Origin of the sequence: Nonomuraea rhodomycinica (assembly GCF_013363995.1) — a bacterium.
Lineage (GTDB): Bacteria > Actinomycetota > Actinomycetes > Streptosporangiales > Streptosporangiaceae > Nonomuraea > Nonomuraea rhodomycinica.
The window spans coordinates 227,312-244,778 of sequence record NZ_JABWGO010000006.1; the positions used below are offsets into that span (position 1 = coordinate 227,312).

Consider the following 17,467-nt stretch of genomic DNA (forward strand, 5'->3'; position numbering starts at 1 on the left):
GACCACCGGAACCACCAAGGCGATCAAGCAGAGAAGAAGCATGACGGTCGCGTCCTGAGCCGTTCGCTGCGGAGCTGGACGACAGGCTCCGCCTCGTCGTCCAGCTCCCCCGGCAGCCCGTATCAGATCACGACCTTTTCTTCGGTGACCATGACCACCACCGAATCCACATCGATGAACTTGCTTTCGTCCGGGTTCAGCAGCTCCTTGTAGTTCTTCGATCCGAAGAAGGCGTCATGGTCCGCCCAGGTTTCGAACCAGATCTCAGTGAGGCCGTCGTAGCCGGGGCTCGGGTAGCCGTCGGCGGGAACCGGGTGAGAGACGGTGTACCTCTTCACGTACCGTCGCGCCTCCGGGATCGAGGCGAACAATGGGGCGTGGTGGTTTCGGTGATAATCAACGAATTCCTCGAGGGTCATCCCCCCGGCACGGTTGATCATGTAAGCGAACTTGATCATGATTTGCTTCCTTCGTCCTCGCGGCACGGGGAAGGCGGCCGCCTGCCCCGGCGTCGGGTTGCGAGCTACGGGGTTACGCTAAACGCTCACATCGATGTCATGGGCAAGGCATTGTGACCCGATGCACACGAGGAGTTGAGATGCGGATCGGTGAGCTGTCCGCCCGGACAGGAGCAAGCCGTCGATCGCTGCGCTACTACGAGCAGCAGGGCCTGCTGGTCAGCACGAGATCGCCCAGCGGCCAGCGGTGCTACAACGACGATCACGTCCAGCGGGTGGCGCTGATTCAGACATTTCTGGCCGCCGGCATGTCCACCATGAGCATCGCTCAGATGGTCCCCTGCATGGCGGAGCCCACCACGGCCAAGGCCCTGCAGGCCATGGCCGTCATGAATCATGAGCGAGCCCGCCTTACATCGACGATCGACAGCCTCACGGCCGCAAGGGAAGCGCTTGATCACCTGATCGAGGTCAACCGGTCTTTCCTGGCGAATACGGCGGATGCTGCTTGAGTGACGGTGGGCGGCAGCGGTGACGTGACGTGGCCTTCGGGAAGCCGGTCGATCCGTCCCGTCGAGGCGCGCCGTTGTTGGCTGCGGGGCCGTCGCCGGCCTGTGGCGGTACTGCCTCGACCAGCTCGACACCGCCGCGGTTACGGGAACCTCCGCTCGTGCAGCCGCTCAGGTTCAGAGTTCGCGAGCGGCGACCGGAGTGACGGGGTGACCGGCGCACCATACGGCGCGGATGTCGCGGGTGGCCGTGATGTCCCGGGTCGGGTCGCCATTGACCAGCAACAGGTCGGCCCGCATACCCGGCCGGACGGCGCCCCGGTCGACCAGGCCGAAGGCGCGGGCGGGCAGCACGGTCGCCGAGCGCAGGATCTCCACCGGCGTCATTCCGGCCCGCGCCATCAGCTCGAATTCGTGATGCAGGCTCTCGCCGTGGGGCACGGGCAGCGGCGCGGACGGCTCGGCGTTCGCGTCCGTCCCGGCGAGGATCTCGACACCGGCCCGGTGCAGCCGGCCGACGTCGCCCAGCACCTCCGCCAGGTGGTCGGCCCGCCCAGGCGGCGGGCCGGAGGTCATGAAGGCGGTGAGCAACGCCTCCATCATGGTGATCGTCGGGATGGCCCTCTGGCCGGCGCTCCTCATCGCGGCCACGTCGTGCGCCCGGACCCCGCCGGCGATCGGCGTGTGCGTGACGAACTCCGCTCCCGACTCCACGGCCATCGTGTAGGCGCCCGGGGTGGCGGCGTGCACGATCGTCTTGAGCCCGTACTCGCGTGCCGCCTCCACCAGCGCGCGCAGCGCGTCCGCGGGCGGCCCGCCCTCGCCGGGGGCCTCGGCGACTCCCTTGATGTAGTCGACCCCCTCCGCCGCCCGCGCCTCGACGTGCCGCCGGGCATCGGCTGCCGTCAGGATGACGGCTTCCGGCGGCATTCCCGGCATGCGGGCGTGGTGGCCGCCCGGCCCGATGGCGGGCAGTCCGGCAGTACGGAAGTCGGCTGCCCCCCCGGCCTCGCGCAGCGAGGCCACCCGCTCGGCCGGCCAGCAGGCCATGTCGAGCCCGGTCGTCACTCCCCAGGCGGCCATGGCGGCCAGGTTCCCGGGGTCGTGCAGGTGGACATGCGCGTCGATCAGCCCGGGCAGCAGTGCCGCCCCCGCCGCGTCGATCTCCTCCGCGCCTGCGGGATCGTCGCCGATCAGCGTACCGTCGATGACGACGGTACGGGGCTCGCCGAGCCGTTTGCCATCGAAGACCCGCACATTGCGCAAGGCTGTCCTGCCGTCAGTGGACATGGGCCACCCGCCTCAAATAGAGAACAACTTTGTTCACTAGCGGAGGCTAGCACGGCGAAGTGCGTGATAATCCGTCCTCATGAGTCCTACCCGCCGCCGCGGAGACGCCCTCACCACCGCGATCTTCCAGGCCGTCCTGAGCGAACTGGCCGGGAGCAGCTTCGAGGAGCTGACGTTCGACAAGATCGCCTCCGCGGCCGGGACCGGGAAAGCGGCCCTGTACCGGCGCTGGTCCACCCCGGCCGAACTCGTCCTCGCCGCTCTGAGCGACCCCGCGACCGGCTTCGGCGACCCGCCGGCGCCGCCCGGCACGGGCGCACTGCGCGATGACCTGATAGCCCTGCTCGAGCACTTCGTACGGGCGCTCGACGAGCCACGCGGCCGCGCGCTGCTCCCGCTCATCGCCCACCGCCACCGCCATCCCGAGCTGTTCGAGCAGGTCCACCGGCTGGTGGTCCGCCCGCACCAGGAAGTACTGCTGTCCGTCCTGCGCCAGGCGGTCGAACGCGGCGAAGCCGCACCCGGCAGCCTCACCCCGCGCGTTGTCTCAGTCGGGCCACGCCTGATCCTCTTCCAGGCATGGGAGGGCGGTCTCGTGGACTCCGGCGAGATCGCCTCCATCGTCGATGAGGTGCTCATTCCGCTGACCAGGCCATGACCCCCTGGCCGGCATCCCGCAGGGCGGCAGTGCGCGACGAAAGGTGCACGTTGTGAGTCGCCGTTTGTACCGCTCCCTGGGATGATCTCGACGATCCGTTCCCGCCGAGCAAAGGGGCACTGGTTGAACACCGGGCAGCCGCCGACCGCCGGCCTGCGCGAGCATTACCGGCGACTGATCAGCAGCACGCAGTGGCTCGGCGTAGGCATGTGCTGGACGAACACGACGCCTACCCCATCCTTGTCGACCAGTACGGCTCGACCACCGTTCTCTTCGAGTGGGACTACCTCGGGGCAGGCCCCGCCGTGCTCCGGCGGCTCAGTGAGGGAGCGCACGTCTACAGCGCCTGGTGGAACGTCAACGCCAACAATCTGCTGAGCTTCGCGGCCGGAGGCGAGCACATCCTCGCGATCGACGCGCTCTTCCCCGGGCGGCAGGAACACCATGCCGGCCTGACTCGATGGCCCGAGCTGCACGCGATGACGGACTTCTTCGCCGCGCCCGCGTCCGAGGACCTCAACGAGGAAGAGGACGACCTCGATGACCGCGCCGACTACGACTGGAGGGCCGCCTGTCTGGCAGTCATCGACCACAGCACCGGGGCCCGGCTGACCGGCGAGTGGCTGGAGCAGCCGCATCCCTACATGACGGTCCGCATGCCCGACGCGACCAGCTGACCCCTGGAGGGTCAGCGCCTGGGCTGCGTACGCGGGAAGCGATCATTCTCTTCTCCGGTCGAAGCCGCGGTAGAAACGCCGGGACGAAGCCGACTCCTGGTGCGGGTCGCCAGCGGTGATCGGTATCAGGCCCAGGCGCTCCTGCAGGGCGGGGGCGAGGCGGAAGGTGACCAGCCGCCAGGCCTCGGCCAGGACGGTTTTGCCGTTGTAGTAGGCGTCCAGCAGGACCGCCAGCAGCACGGTGCGCACCGGAACGCCGGGCGGGCCGGGACGAGTGCCGATCTCGGCCTCGATCAGATCGACGACGCCGCTGCGGTCCAGCAGATGCGCGGTCAGCTGGCCGGTGATCGCGTCCGGCACCTGCAACGGGGTGTCGGTGAGCGGGCGCGGGCGGCAGGCCACCGCCCGCGTGGTGCGCTGCCGGAAGGCCGGCCGCGAACGCCACCGCTCTGACATCGCTGCGGTCGGACAACAGCTCGACGATCCAGCTGGCGCGCAGCCTCCATCCCGACAGGGCGGGCAGACCCCCGGTCGGTCGGTGATCGACGCACCAGGAGCTGATGAGGTTCTTGGCCTGGGCGGTGGTGCGGCGCGGCCGGAACAGATATCGCTCGCCGGCCGCTTGGGCGGCCTCAGCCACTGCTGCTCCCAAGCCCTCCTGGCGACGATCACCCGGCCCTGCTAGGGGGTGGTGACCACCACGGCGCCAGAATCCAGGATGCGGACATGCTCTCCACGGACTGCCGGCAGGTTGCCGGGCGCCAGACCGCACCCGCCGGCCAGGGCCATCAAGGCCAAGGCGTCGGCGCGGGTTTGTCCGGTCAGACTCTCGGCCCATTCGCGCAGCCGGCTCAGCTGCGTCGGGGAGTAGGGGCCGAACGGGTGACCGGGGCCTTCATCGGCGGCGGGATGTGCTCGCCGCGTTCGGCCCAGGCCAGGACGTCGCGCATGTGACGCAGCCAGGATCGGTAGGTCTGTGCCGCGCTGGGCTTGAGGTCCGTGCAGCCGGTCAGGACGAAGGCGTCGATGGTCTCGTGCCGCAGCCAAAGCTACGGCTCGTGCGGGAGTCCTTGGCGGTGGCACCAGATCGCGAACCGGGCGGTGGCGTGCAGCAGTCGTCCGACGCTGTAGTTGCTCATGGTCGCGCTGGCCGCCACCAGCATCCGCACCTGATCGGCCACCAGATCCCATTCCGGCGGCGCTTGCCGCGGCCGATATCCGGTGATCTTGGCCGAGGTTTCCGGATCGAGCGTCATGCACCATCCATACCGGCTGGACAAGCAGCCGTCGTGCTGTTGGATGACATGCACCGATAGGAGAAGCTTGCGATGGTCGGAGGGCGAGCGAGTACCCGGGCCCCGTCCGAGTCTGCGCGCGCTGGCCGCCGCTCCGGGGTCGACCGTCAGGCCATCCGGCGAGCTGTATTCGTTAGTCCGAGCTGATGTGGTGACTGAAGACATGCCGAAGGCGGCCAGGCTTCGGTCGGGATGGCTTTGCCGCTGTGGTGGATCGAGACCATCAGGCAGACGAGCACCGCCGGGATCGGCACTCCCGCCGGTCCAGGGCGTGGGCCGAGTTCTGTCGGTCGCTGTCATGATGCCGGAGTCATCCGGCAGCCGGACGTGGCCAGTCCCTCTGCCCACAAACCTCAATGGGAGGGCCACATGACACCTATCGTCCCTGCCCGGGACGGGGAGCGGATGCTGACGCATTCGCATGGCCAGGATTGGCTTGTGTCCTGGCACCCTGTCGACGACCCACAGGAAGGCAAGCCTCATGGAGCCGCCGGCATCTGCGTGACGGCTGCCGATGAGATGGTCCTGATCAGCCATGACGGCGAGCACTGGGGTTTCCCGGCCGGACGTCCTGCAGGAACAGAGACGATCGAGGAGACCCTTCGCCGGGAAATGCTCGAAGAAGCGTGCGTCACTGTCATCAGTAGCCGCCTGCTTGGATATTCCCGCAGCGAATGCGTGCGCGGGCGCGAGTTCGGCCTGGTCCTCATCCGCTCTTACTGGCGCGCGGAGGTCCGGCTTCAGGAATGGCAGCCGGAGTTCGAGATATGGCATCGGCGGGTGATTCCCGAGTCCGAGGCGAAGAAATTCGTCCGCGATCCCGACCTGGCCGCGACCCGGGTTTCCTTCCGTGCTCTGGACGAGGCAGTGGCAGGTGACGGCCCCCGACCTCCGTGAACGCCTCACCCGTCCGCCCGGGCCCTCGCTGGATATGCTGCGGGAAGCGATCTTCGGCGCCTCGGGAAGCGATCTTCGACATACCCTCAGCGCCCCAACGGGATCCCGTCTGATCGTCGAGATCAGGCGGGATTTCGTCGTTTCAGGGATTCCCGCGTCACGTCAAGGCGGACCTGGCAGTTGGTTGAGCGCGGCCACAAGCTGCTCCTCCTCGTAGTCGAAGTGGCTTTCCAGCTCAGCGGTCAGACGGTCGAGATCGGCCCGGAGCTGCCGGAGATCGTCCCGCCTGAGGGCCTCGGTCAGGTCGCGGTAGATGCGTGCCACTACGACATGCTCATCTCTCAGCTTCTCCAGAACGGGCCGCAGCGTGGGGAAGTGCTGTTCGAGCAGGGGAAAGCCGATGTGGTCCTCACCCTGGTGATGCTCGTGGAGGGCTTCGCAGAAGGTGAGGCAGTGGGTTTTGAGGTCCATGTCCAGCTGCGGCGGGTGGCCGGCGGCCTGGGCACGCAAGGTGGCGAGCTGGCCGCGGAAGCGGGCGTGGACGGCGATCAGCTCGTTGCCCACGGCGAGGGCGCGCTGGAGGTCGTCGGCCACGTCAGCGGGCCAGCGGCGGGTAGTCGGTGTAGCCGCGACGATCGCCGCCGTAGAAGGTTTCGGGGTCCGGCTCGTTGTACGGCCCGCCGGCCCGGATGCGGGTGGGCAGGTCGGGGTTGGCCAGCCACAGTCCGCCGAGGGCGATGACGTCGGCGACGGGCAGCGCCGCCTCGGCCTCCTCGGCGGAGGCGAACATCCCCGCTACGGGCTTGATCCCGGTGTGCGGATTGAGCATGAGCGTACCCGGCCAGACCGATCGCAGGTGCTCGGTCAGGGGCCGGTTGCCGATCTCCAGGAGGTGGACGTAGGCCAGGTCAGGCCGCAGGGCGCCGAGGAGCGAGGTGTACAACGCCGACGGGTCGCGCTCCTCGATGCCGTTGTAGGGGTTGCCCGGTGACAGGTGGATGCCGGTCCGCTCGGGCCCGATGGCGTCGGCCACCGCGTGGGTGACGTCGAGGGCGAAGCGGGTCCGCTCGCCGTACTCGTCGTCACGCAGGTTGACGTTGTCGGACAGGAACTGGTGGATCAGGTACCCGTTGGCGGCGTGCAGCTCGACCCCGTCGAACCCGGCAGCCATCGCGTTGCGTGCCGCGGCGACGAAGTCGGCGATCGTCTCGGCGATCTCCTGCAGCGTCAGCGCGTGCGGGGTGGGGTGGTCGAGCTGCTCCCCGGTGTGGCTGATCATGTGGCCGCCGGAGGGCACGGCCGACGGGGCCACGGGTAGCCGCCCATCCGGGTAGAGGCTGGAATGGGCGACCCGGCCGCTGTGCCAGAGCTGGGCGAAGATACGGCTGCCACGATCGTGCACGGCGTCGGTCACCTTCCGCCATGAAGCCACCTGCTCGTCGGTGTGCAGGCCGGGTGTGTTGATGGCACCCTGGCCGATGACCGACGGCTGGATGCCCTCGGTGATGATCAATCCAGCGCCCGCGCGCTGGGCGTAGTACTCCACCGTCAGCTCGGAGGCCAGGCCGTCGTAGGCGCGGCTGCGGGTCATGGGCGACATGGCCAGGCGGTTGGGCAGGTCCAGCTTGCCCAGGGTGACGCTGTCGAAAAGGCTCTTCGTCATGGCGCCGACGCTACGAACGGGACTACTGGGGCCGATTCCGTAGCGCCACTGGATAGCGTTACCGATGTGCATGAGGAGGAGAGGGCAGAGCTCCTGGCCGTCGCCGAGCGTACGGCAGCCGGTGCCAGCACCGCCGTCATCGTGTACGGCGAGCCGGGCATCGGCAAGACCACGCTGCTGAACGGCGTGCCGGCGACGATACGGATCGGCGGGATCGAGGCAGAGGCGGCCCTGCCGTACGCGGCGCTGGACAGGCTGCTGCGCCTCGCGCGGATCGAGGCACTGCCGCACGTCCTGCGGGATCTGGTGACCCGGCCGGAGGAAGACCCGTACCTGGTCGGCCTCGCGATCGTCACTCTGCTGTCGGGCCTGGCCCCCGTGACGGTCGTGATCGACGACGCGCATCGGCTCGACCGGCAGTCGACCGAGGCGCTGCTGTTTGCCGCGAGACGGCTGGATGCCGATGGCATCGCCATGATCTTCGCCGCCGAGCACGGTTGCGACGCGCCCGGTCTGCGCGCACTCGCCGTGGATCGCTCGGCGCGCGCGGCGGGCCTGCTGGACGGCATCGAGCTGAATCCGCAGGTGAAAGTCAGGCTCCTGCAGGAGGCGGACGGCAATCCGTTGGCGCTGCTGGAGTTCGCCCGCGCGCTCACTGCCGAGCAACGCCTCGGCCAGGTCTTGCCCGTGTCTGTGCTGCCCGCGAGCAACGCCGTGCTGGCCAGGTTCGGACATCGCCTCGCCACGGCCGTGCCGTACGAGAGCCGGTTGTTGCTGACCCTGGCCGCCGCCGAGCGGGACGGCGACCTGGCGACCGTCATGTCCGCCGCGGCGGCGCTCGGCTTGTCGGAACGCGACCTGGCCGGAGCCGAAGGGGCGCTGAGGGTGAGCGGGATACGGCTCGCTTTCCGCCATCCCTTGGAGCGCAGCGCGGCCTACTACCTGGTCCCGCTGACCGACCGGCTGCGGGTTCATCGCGTGCTGGCGGAGATGAGCGCGGATCCGATCCGCCGCCTCGGACACCTCACCGCTGCCACGCTCACCCCCGACGAGCAGGTCGCGGCCGAGCTGGAAGATCTTGCACGGCGCGCCGATCCGGCACTCGCGGCCTGCATGCTCGACCACGCGGCGCAGATCAGCCCGGTTCCGGCGGAGCGGACCCGGCGCAGCAGCGAGGCGGCGAGGAACTTGCTGCGCTCCGACGACTACGAGCGCGCGTTGCCGCGCTTGGCCGGGCGCGCCAGCGTCCGCGACGCCCTGCTCGCCGGAGACGAGCAGGCCGCCCTGGCCCTGGCGACCAACCAGATCGACCAGCTGCGCGAGCGCGGCACGCTGGGCGAGTTGCCCGGCATCCTGGGCCTGCTCGCACAGGCCCAGATCGCGGCCGGCCAGTACGGCGAGGCCCGGGCCGCCCTCGACGAGGCGGCCGAGATCGCCGGCGCCACTGGTGGGAGCGAGCCGTCCGCCGAGCTGCTGGCGGAGATCGCCGCCATCCAGGGAGACGCCTCGGGACAGCCGGGGCTACTGGCGCTGGGGCGGGGCCGCTACGAGGAGGCGCTCCCACACCTGCAGGCGGCCTGGCGGGCACGGCCCGAGGCCATGACGGTCGCCGCCGACCTGGTGGAGGCCGCGGTCCGGGCGGGCCGGCCGGAACTCGCCGCCGAACCGCTGGACCGGCTCACTGCCTGGGCCCGGGCTGGAGGCCGGCCCTGGGCCCAGGCTGTCGCGCTTCGTGCCCGCGCTCTGGTGTCCCCCGCGGAGGAGGCGGGGGAGCTCCTGGCGAGAGCCGTCCACCTGCACGAAGGGGCAGGCCGACCGTTCGAGCGGGCACGGACGGCGCTGCTGTTCGGCCAGTGGTTGCGACGAGCGGGACGCAAGGCCGACTCGAGGCAGCCCCTGCAGTTGGCCGCGGAACAGTTCGCCCGCCTCGGCGCCACGCCGTGGGCCGAGCGTGCCCGCGGTGAACTGCGCGCGGCAGGAGCGCCGGCCATGACCGCCGTCTCGCCGGACGAGGACCCGCTCGGTGGGCTGACTCCGCAGGAGCGCCGGATCGTCCGGCTGGCCGCAGCAGGTGTCAGCAACCGCGAGATCGCTGCGCAGCTCTTCCTCAGCACCCGCACGGTTGAATACCACCTCTACCGCGCCTACCCCAAGCTCGGCGTCAACTCGCGCCAAGATCTTCGCCGGAAGATCTCCCGGCGAAGTTCTTGAGCAGAAAGAGGTGCAGCTTGCGTGCTGTCCGACCCAGCACGCAAGCACATCGACGGTGCTACCGGCGTCCGACCTACGGGAAGCGATCATTCGGCAGGCGGGAAGCGATCTCAGTCGGATTCTCCACCCGTGTCGGCTGTCGCCGAGGACGGTGTTCACGGTCTGGGCTCCCTCGGTGATTCTGTGCGGCTTGGCTCACGTGGTGCTGCCTGAGAGCCTCAGCCGCCGGCTTGGGCAGTTCCAGCGTGCGCCGCGATGTGCGGGTCTCCTCGGTGCGGATGCCGGTGGTGAGGCTGATCACCCGTACGGGAGGCAGGGTCGTTCAGTCCTGTTCGACCTCCCGGGTGATCGTCAGGGCCTCTTCGGACGCCGCAGGAGCCGCCCGTCTAAGCCTTCACCTCCTGGTATGTACGCTTACCGATGTGACCCGCCGCTCGCACACCCGTCCTCCCGTCCTCGCGGACGTGGCGAGGGCGGCCGGCGTGTCCGTCCCCACGGTGTCTCGGGTGCTGAGCGGGTCCGCGCCGGTGAGCGCCGATAAGCGCAGGCAGGTCCTGCGCGCGATCCAGGAGCTGGGATACCGTCCCAACGCCGCGGCGCGTGCCCTGGCGACCGGCAAACGCTCGATCATCAGCGTGCTGACCAGCGACACCACCAGGTACGGCTACGCCAGCGCGATTCGCGGGATCGAGGAGGCCGCCCGCGCGGTCGGCCTGGTGGTCGCCCTCACGCTGCTGGACGGCGACGACGAGGAGTCGGCGCGGGTCGCCGTGGACCTCGCGCTCGGCCAGCCGCTCGCCGGGGTGATCGTGCTCGAGTTCGACATCCAGGGCAGCCGGGCGCTGGCCGCCCTGCCCGAGACGATCCCCGTGGCGGCGGTCTCCTCCGCAGGGCAGGGGAGGAGCGTCCCGCGGGCCCTGTTCGACGACCACGCGGGCGCCCGTGACGCGACCAACTACCTGCTCGGCCTGGGCCATCGCACCGTGCACCACGTGGGGATACCGGCGTCCGGCAGGCCGAGCGGGCGGCTGCTGGGCTGGCGGGAGGCCCTGGAGGCGGCGGGAGCTCCGGTTCCGGAGATCGTGGAGAGCGACGAGACCCCTCGCTCGGGCCTCCAGGCCGGTGCGTACCTCGCCAGGCGCGGCGACGTGACCGCGGTGCTGTGCGGGAACGATGAGATCGCCTTCGGCGTGATCAAGGCGTTCCAGGACGAGGGACTCCGGGTCCCCGAGGACGTCAGCGTCGTCGGCTTCGACGACCACCCGCTGGCGGAGATCTGGACGCCGTCGCTGACCACGATGCGCCAGGACTTCGCCGAACTGGGACGCATGGCGGTCGACTTCCTGCTCGGTCGGCTGGCCGGCGTGCCCGTCGAGGCGCCGCACTCAACCCCGCGCCTCGTCATGCGCAAGAGCGCGGCTCCCCCCGCCCGCTGAGGCTCACGTTTCGAAAGCGTTATCAGAGCATTTCCCCTGGCACCCTTGCGGCCTTCCTTGATAAACGCTTTCATGACTGAACCGCACTATATGTCCGGCTTAAGGAACGTGATGACGAGCAGAACCATCCAGTGGCGTCCCGGCTCCCTGGAGCTGGTCCTCGATCGACCCGAGGACGCTCCGATCCGCATCGCGAGGCTCGGGACCGCGTCACCCGCACCGGGCGAGGTGCTCCTCTCCCGGGTGCAGCCGCTGGTCGAGCTGATGGTTCTGGGGGAGGGCCGGGCGCTGTCCAACACCCGGTTCAGCGACACCGCCGCGGGATCGCGGCTCCGCTTCGCGGACGCCGTCGAGCGCGCGGACGGCGACTGGCGCGAGCTGCGCGTGAGGCAGCGTGACGAGATGACCGGACTGGAGGCCACCAGCGTCTTCCGCGCCAGGACGGACGTCCCGGCCGTCCAGACCTGGACCGAGGTCACCAACACCGGGCCGCTTCCCCGCGTGCTGCAGATGGTCTCGTCCTTCGCCTCCGGCGCGCTGGCCGAGACGCCGGACGACGGCGACCTGGTCCTGTGGCGGGCGCGTACTGACTGGTGCGCCGAGGGCAGGTGGGCGGGCATCCCGTTGTCGGGTCCGGACGGGCTGGCGGACATCAACAGCGAACTGCACGGGCACGACGGTCGGGGCGCGCTCGTCACGGTGAGCAAGAGCACCTGGTCCTCGGGCGAGTACCTGCCGACCGGCGTCCTGGCCGACGCCCGCACCGGCCGGGCCTGGGGCTGGCAGATCGAGCACAACGGCGCCTGGCGCTGGGAAGTGGACCGCCGCCGCGGCGGGGCCAACGCCGTCGCCCTCGTACTGAGCGGTCCCACGGACCTCGACCACCAGTGGAGCACCCGTCTGGCCCCGGGCGAGCGGTTCGTCACCGTTCCCGTGTCCGTCGCCGTGTCCGACGAGGGCCACCAGGGAGCGCTGGCCGCCCTCACCCGGCAGCGCAGGGCGATCCGCCGCGCGCATTCCGCGGGGGACGCGCTGCCAGTCGTCTTCAACGACTACATGAACACCCTGATGGGAGACCCGACCACCGAGCGCCTGCTGCCGCTCGTCGACGCCGCCGCCGAGGCAGGCGCGGAGTACTTCTGCGTCGACGCGGGCTGGTACGACGACGGCGGGAACTGGTGGGACAGCGTGGGTGAGTGGCGCTCCTCGGCCGGCCGCTTCCCCGACGGCGGGCTCGCCCGGGTCTTCGACCACGTCAGGGCCAGGGGCATGCGCCCCGGCCTGTGGCTGGAGCCGGAGGTCGTCGGCGTGCGCAGCCCGGTCGCCGCGCTGCTGCCCGACGAGGCGTTTCTGAGCCGGAACGGCGAGCGCGTCGTCGAGCACGGCAGGTACTTCCTCGACTTGCGCCACTCCTCGGCCAGGAAGCACCTGGACGAGGTGATCGACCGGCTGGTACACGGCTACGGAGCCGGATACTTCAAGCTCGACTACAACGTCACCCCGGGACCGGGCACCGACAGGGACGCGCTCCAGCCGGGCGAGGGACTGCTCGCACTCAACCGCGCCCATCTGGAATGGCTCGACGACCTGCTCGACCGGCACCCGGAGGTGATCTTCGAGAACTGCGCCTCGGGCGCGATGCGGGCCGACTACGCCCTGCTGTCCCGCCTCCAGCTGCAGTCGACCTCGGATCAGCAGGATTCTCGCCTCTACGCCGCCATCGCGGCCTCCGCGCCCGCCTCGGTGCTCCCCGAGCAGGCGGGCAACTGGGCCTACCCGCAGCCCGGGATGCCCGCGGAGGAGCTGGCCTTCACCATGGTCAACGGCCTGGCGGGGCGGCTCTACCTTTCCGGTCACCTCGACGGGATGAGCCCCGCCGAGCGCGAGCTCGTCGCGGACGGGGTGGCAGTGCACAAGCGCATCAGGGCCGAGATCGCCGCGGCCGAGCCGTTCTGGCCGCTGGGGCTGCCCGCGTGGTCCGACGACGTGGTCGCGCTGGGCCTGCGCACCGGCGAGACGGTGCTCCTGGCCGTGTGGCAGCGAGACGGCGGGCCGCACGACATCCAGCTCGACCTGCCCGGCCTGCGCGGGCGCGGCCTCCGCGTGGAGACCGAATACCCGGCTGCACTGCCCAGCTGGCAGCAGCGCTGGGAGGCCCCCGCCGCGCGGCTCACGCTCCGCCCCGCCGTACCCGGAGCGACCGCACGCCTGCTCCGCCTCCAGCCGACAGATTGAACCCTTCAGTGTTAACGCTCACACCCCCCAACCGAGGAGAATCATGAAGACGCGAGGTCTTTCCCGTACGGCTGCCGTCATGTGCGGCGCGCTGTTGCTGGCCGGCTGTTCTGCGGGCAACCCCGAGACGTCCTCCGCTCCAGCCGCAGCGACCGCGTGGCCCGACCCGGGCGCGTCCCTGCAGGGGGTGACGCTCACCCTGTGGATGTCGACGCAGACCGCCTCGATGGCCGACGACGTCATCAAGGCGTTCGAGGCCAAGACCGGAGCGAAGGTCAACAAGGTCGTCATCCCCGACGTCTACGAGACCAACGCGCCGACCAAGCTGGCCACGGGCGCCAAGCCGGATCTGGCCACCTGGCAGCCGACCGGCAGCATGCTCGCGCTCCTCAAGCCCGCCACCGACCTGCAGAGCCTGGACGGCGCGCCGTGGCTGGCCAAGCAGACGCCGGCCATCCAGAAACTGGGCCTGGTCGACGGCCGCCACTACGCGGCCTTCGTCAACGTTCCCTCGGTCCTCGGGATCTTCTACAACAAGGCCGTGTTCCAGAAGGCGGGCATCACGGACACACCGACGAACTTCCAGGAGTTGCTTGCCGACGCTCAGAAGATCAAGGCGACGGGGGTGGCGCCGTTCTTCGGCGCAGCCGGCGATCAGTGGCCGACCCAGTGGTGGCCGCAGGTCCTGCTGGCCGAGGCGTCGAAGAGCGGCCTGTGGGAGCGGGTCAGCCAGAACAAGGAGAAGTTCACCGATCCGACGATCCTCGGCGCCGTCGAGCAGTTCCAGGACATGGTGAAGCAGGGTCTGTTCAACAAGGACGACAAGACCTCCAAGTACACCGAGTCGGGCCCGGCCCTGCTCAAGGGCAAGGCGGCGATGGTGCTGCAGCTCACCTCGTTCGCGTCGCTGATGCAGTCGACGGCGGACACGGCGACCATCGACCGGGAGATCGGCTGGTTCCCCATCTCCAAGGACGGCAACCTCGCCACGTCGGTGCCCGGCGGCGACAACGCGCTGGTCGCCTTCAAGAGCGGAGATGCCAAGCGGGAGGCGGGCGCCCGGCAGTTCCTGCGGTTCTGGCTGGAGACCTACTACCCCGAGTACGTGAAGTCGGCGGGCACCGTGTCGATCGAGCCCGCCGTACCGGCTCCTGACGGGGTGCCGGAGGTCGTGAAGCAGGCCACGGCCGCGCTGGACGACGCGGCCGGTTCGATGCAGCAGAACGCGGCGGTGAACCCGGACTTCTACGTGAACCTGGCGAACATGGTCAACGGAACCATGACCCCCGAACAGGTGACCTCCACGACGCAGTCCCAGTTCGCCCAGCTCGCGCAGGCACTTGGGATCAAGGGCTTCTGACGGCCGCATGATCTCCTCTCTCTCGACCGGTCGCCCGCCGCGGCGAGCGGTGCTGTACCCGAGCTGGTTCCTGGCCCCGGCGTTCGCCGTGCTGGCCGTCTTCTTCTTCCTGCCGACCGTATTCAACTTCGTCTATGCGTTCACCGACTGGTCGGCCTTCCACAACGACATCCGCCCGGTGGGGCTGGCGAACGTCGAGGCCGTGCTGTCCAACGGCGCCCTGCTGTCGTCGCTGCGGATCACCATCGTCTACGCCTTCCTGGTCGCGATCATGCAGACCGGGTTCGGGCTCGGGCTCGCCCTGCTGCTGGAGCGCGACACCCGGATCAACCGGTTCGCCAGGGTCGTCTTCTTCATCCCGGTGCTGATGTCGGCTCTGGCGGTGGGGTACACCTTCCAGGCGCTCCTCAAGCCCGACGGTCCGGTCAACGGCTTCCTCGGCGCGCTCGCCGGCCAGGACGTGACGATCCCGTGGCTCGGCAGCACCACCTGGACGGTGGTGACGGTGGCCTTCGTGAACTCCTGGAAGTGGATGGGGCTGGCGATGGTGATCTTCCTCGCCGGTCTCAAGACGATCCCCGCCGACGTGCTGGAGGCGGCCAGGATCGACGGGGCCGGCAGGTGGAGGACCTTCCGGTCGGTCAGGTTCCCGCTGATCGCCCCCGCTGTGACCTTCAACGTCGCGACCGCGCTGCTGGGCTCCTTCAACGGGTTCGACACGATCCTGGCCACCACCGGGGGAGGGCCCGCCCAGCAGACCGAGGTGCTCGACATCTACATCTTCCGCGTCTACGGCAACGGCCTGTTCGCCCAGGCGACCACGATGAGCCTCGCGCTCCTCCTCCTGGTCACCCTGCTGGCCTTCCCCGTCATCGGATACCTGCGCAAGAGGGAGCGCGTCCTGTGAGGATCTCTCGCTTCGTCCACCCGGCCGTCGTCCTCGTCCTGGCCGCCGTGGTCATCGGGATCCCGCTGTGGCTGGCCCTGGTGACCTCGGCCAAGTCGCAGGGTGAGGCGAACCTGCCCGACCTGTCGCTCCCGCGGGTGTGGCACCTGTGGGAGAACTACTCCCAGGCGTTCACGCAGGGCCGCGTGGTGTGGGGGCTGTTCGGCAGCCTGCTGGTGATGGTGCCGTCCGTGGCCGGGGTGCTGATCTTCGGCTCGCTGGCCTCCTGGGTGCTCGCCCGGCGGGCGGGGCGCGCCATGGCCGTGCTCTACGCGGCCGCGATCAGCGGGATCATCCTGCCGCCCGCCGTCGTCACGATCGTGCTGCTGCTACGGCAACTCCACCTGGCCAGCACACCGATCGGGATGATGCTGGTCTACATGGGGATGTACATGTCGCTGGTGATCTTCTTCGTCACCGGTTTCGTGCGGACCATACCGGTCGAGGTGGAGGAAGCGGCCCGCATGGACGGCGCACGGCCGCTCGGCATCTTCATCAAGGTCGTGCTGCCGCTGCTGCGCCCGGTCATCGCGACCGCCACGATCTTCATCTGCCTCTACATCTGGAACGACGTCTTCTACGCCTTCTTCGTGCTCGGCGGCGGGACGTACTCGACGCTCCCGCTGAACCTGTACTCGGTGGCGAGCAGCAACCTGTACCAGAACAACTGGAACCTCGTTTTCGCCTACGTCGTGCTCATGAGCCTGCCGCTGGTCGTCGTCTTCGTCATCGCCCAAAGACGGATCATCTCCGGCATCACTGGAGGAGCCGTCAAGTGACGGTGGTCCGCTGCTGGTCGGGCTGCCCGTTGCCGGCCCAGATCTACGCCCACCGCCCGCCACAACAAGATCGCCGCTTGATCGCGTAAGGCGGCCTGGGCGCCATCGGGCCCCCGCTCCCTGCTCTGTTCACGCGTTCTCCTGCCGACGGCGTTCAGCCGTGCGATGGCGGCTCAGTGCCGCCGCGATGAGGATGCTGCCTGCCAGGCCGCTCAGCAGGACGGCCGCCAGTGCTCCCAGGACGGCCGGCTGGTTGCCGAAGGCGATGCCGACGGCGGCGAGCGCCGGTCCCACGTTGCGCACGGCCGCGACGCCGCCCATGGTGCTGCGGCGTCCCCATGGCCCGGTGGCCAGGAACGTGCCGAGAGCGAATGCGGCGACGGCGAAGACGAAGCCCGCGAGCAGGCTGAGCGAGCCGACCAACGCGACGACGTCACGCCAGTTGCCGGCGAGCATGCCCACCAGCACGACGAGGAACGTCACGTTGGACACCGCGCCGGCCACGGGATGCCATGACTGCGCGGTGGACGGAGCGAACTGGCGCACGATCAGTCCGACGGCGAACGGTACGAGTTGGAGGACCGCCACGGTCAGCATCAGGGTCGCGACATCGAGGGAGATCCCGCCGCCGACGTTCGCGGCTTCGAGCATGACGTTCGCCGTCGGGCCGAAGGTGATGCTGCCGATCGCGGCCAGCAGCGCCTGCATCGCCGCACCCGCGACCACGTCCCCCTGTTGGACCATGGCGAGTTTCGCCCCGAACGGCCCGCCGGGCGAGGACGCGACCAGGAGGAGCGCGACGAACGCTGCCGTGGGCAAGCCGAACAGCGCGGCGGCGCCCCAGCCCAGAAGCGGGATCACCACCAGGTTGGCCAGCAGTACCAGCAGGAGCAGCGGAAGGTTCCCGAGGACGGCCAGCAGCGCCGGCAGCGTCGCGCCGAGGCCGGCGGTGAGCATGGTGGCCGCTATGAAGATGACGGTGACGGCGTTGAACAGCAGGTGGAGCGTGTCCATGTGGATCTCCGGTCATCGTGCCAGAGCAGCGTCGCCATG

Annotated in this window: 17 protein-coding genes; 10 read left to right on the forward strand and 7 right to left on the reverse strand. The window is 69.5% G+C overall.

The window, feature by feature from the left end; genetic code table 11:
* Positions 1-122: 122 nt before the first annotated feature.
* On the reverse strand, positions 123-458 hold the full coding sequence (locus HT134_RS24850) for an EthD domain-containing protein (protein WP_175602857.1): 336 nt from the start codon (positions 456-458) through the stop codon (positions 123-125).
* Positions 459-598: 140 nt separating this feature from the next.
* On the opposite strand from HT134_RS24850, the gene HT134_RS24855 reads away from it, so the two are divergent.
* Positions 599-970: a MerR family transcriptional regulator gene (locus tag HT134_RS24855; protein ID WP_175602858.1), complete on the forward strand. Its 372-nt coding sequence runs from the start codon at positions 599-601 to the stop codon at positions 968-970.
* A gap of 174 nt (positions 971-1,144) precedes the next feature.
* Here HT134_RS24855 and HT134_RS24860 read toward each other — a convergent pair whose 3' ends face one another.
* Positions 1,145-2,224 (reverse strand): amidohydrolase family protein, encoded by a 1,080-nt coding sequence (locus HT134_RS24860; RefSeq protein WP_217708311.1) that lies wholly within the window; start codon positions 2,222-2,224, stop codon positions 1,145-1,147.
* A 112-nt stretch (positions 2,225-2,336) separates the two neighbouring features.
* On the opposite strand from HT134_RS24860, the gene HT134_RS24865 reads away from it, so the two are divergent.
* Both HT134_RS24865 and HT134_RS24870 read left to right on the forward strand, forming a co-directional pair.
* On the forward strand, positions 2,337-2,915 hold the full coding sequence (locus HT134_RS24865; RefSeq protein ID WP_175602860.1) for a TetR/AcrR family transcriptional regulator: 579 nt from the start codon (positions 2,337-2,339) through the stop codon (positions 2,913-2,915).
* 209 nt (positions 2,916-3,124) lie between these two features.
* Positions 3,125-3,592: a DUF6461 domain-containing protein gene (locus HT134_RS24870; RefSeq protein WP_175602861.1), complete on the forward strand. Its 468-nt coding sequence runs from the start codon at positions 3,125-3,127 to the stop codon at positions 3,590-3,592.
* 42 nt (positions 3,593-3,634) lie between these two features.
* Here HT134_RS24870 and HT134_RS24875 read toward each other — a convergent pair whose 3' ends face one another.
* Together HT134_RS24875 and HT134_RS24880 are read right to left on the reverse strand one after the other, a co-directional pair.
* Positions 3,635-4,048, reverse strand: coding sequence for a hypothetical protein (locus HT134_RS24875; protein WP_175602862.1), 414 nt, complete (start codon positions 4,046-4,048; stop codon positions 3,635-3,637).
* Between the two features lie 593 nt (positions 4,049-4,641).
* A complete protein-coding gene (locus tag HT134_RS24880; RefSeq protein ID WP_175602863.1) occupies positions 4,642-4,848 on the reverse strand; it encodes a hypothetical protein in 207 nt (68 codons plus the stop codon).
* A 408-nt stretch (positions 4,849-5,256) separates the two neighbouring features.
* Between HT134_RS24880 and HT134_RS24885 the strand changes: the two genes are divergently transcribed.
* Positions 5,257-5,784, forward strand: coding sequence for an NUDIX hydrolase (locus HT134_RS24885; RefSeq protein WP_175602864.1), 528 nt, complete (start codon positions 5,257-5,259; stop codon positions 5,782-5,784).
* A gap of 162 nt (positions 5,785-5,946) precedes the next feature.
* Here HT134_RS24885 and HT134_RS24890 read toward each other — a convergent pair whose 3' ends face one another.
* Together HT134_RS24890 and HT134_RS24895 are read right to left on the reverse strand one after the other, a co-directional pair.
* The gene (locus HT134_RS24890; protein WP_175602865.1) at positions 5,947-6,378 is read right to left on the reverse strand and encodes a hemerythrin domain-containing protein; all 432 of its coding nucleotides are present in this window, start codon (positions 6,376-6,378) and stop codon (positions 5,947-5,949) included.
* Position 6,379: 1 nt separating this feature from the next.
* Positions 6,380-7,447, reverse strand: a complete 1,068-nt coding sequence (locus HT134_RS24895) for an alkene reductase (protein ID WP_175602866.1) — start codon at positions 7,445-7,447, stop codon at positions 6,380-6,382.
* A gap of 66 nt (positions 7,448-7,513) precedes the next feature.
* Between HT134_RS24895 and HT134_RS24900 the strand changes: the two genes are divergently transcribed.
* The 6 genes from HT134_RS24900 (at position 7,514) to HT134_RS45940 (ending at position 16,414) form a co-directional block, all read left to right on the forward strand.
* Positions 7,514-9,658, forward strand: coding sequence for a helix-turn-helix transcriptional regulator (locus HT134_RS24900; RefSeq protein WP_175602867.1), 2,145 nt, complete (start codon positions 7,514-7,516; stop codon positions 9,656-9,658).
* Between the two features lie 422 nt (positions 9,659-10,080).
* Positions 10,081-11,094, forward strand: a complete 1,014-nt coding sequence (locus HT134_RS24905; protein ID WP_217708312.1) for a LacI family DNA-binding transcriptional regulator — start codon at positions 10,081-10,083, stop codon at positions 11,092-11,094.
* A gap of 111 nt (positions 11,095-11,205) precedes the next feature.
* On the forward strand, positions 11,206-13,329 hold the full coding sequence (locus HT134_RS24910) for a glycoside hydrolase family 36 protein (RefSeq protein ID WP_217708313.1): 2,124 nt from the start codon (positions 11,206-11,208) through the stop codon (positions 13,327-13,329).
* Positions 13,330-13,372: 43 nt separating this feature from the next.
* A complete protein-coding gene (locus HT134_RS24915; protein WP_175602868.1) occupies positions 13,373-14,689 on the forward strand; it encodes an ABC transporter substrate-binding protein in 1,317 nt (438 codons plus the stop codon).
* Between the two features lie 7 nt (positions 14,690-14,696).
* Entirely contained in the window at positions 14,697-15,596 is a 900-nt protein-coding gene (locus tag HT134_RS24920; RefSeq protein WP_175602869.1) for a carbohydrate ABC transporter permease, read from the forward strand.
* Positions 15,593-16,414: a carbohydrate ABC transporter permease gene (locus HT134_RS45940; protein ID WP_217708314.1), complete on the forward strand. Its 822-nt coding sequence runs from the start codon at positions 15,593-15,595 to the stop codon at positions 16,412-16,414. The genes HT134_RS24920 and HT134_RS45940 overlap by 4 nt, the downstream gene beginning before the upstream one ends.
* 129 nt (positions 16,415-16,543) lie before the next feature.
* Here HT134_RS45940 and HT134_RS24930 read toward each other — a convergent pair whose 3' ends face one another.
* Complete coding sequence (locus HT134_RS24930) at positions 16,544-17,428, reverse strand: bile acid:sodium symporter family protein (RefSeq protein WP_175602870.1); 885 nt, start codon at positions 17,426-17,428, stop codon at positions 16,544-16,546.
* Between the last annotated feature and the right edge of the window lie 39 nt (positions 17,429-17,467).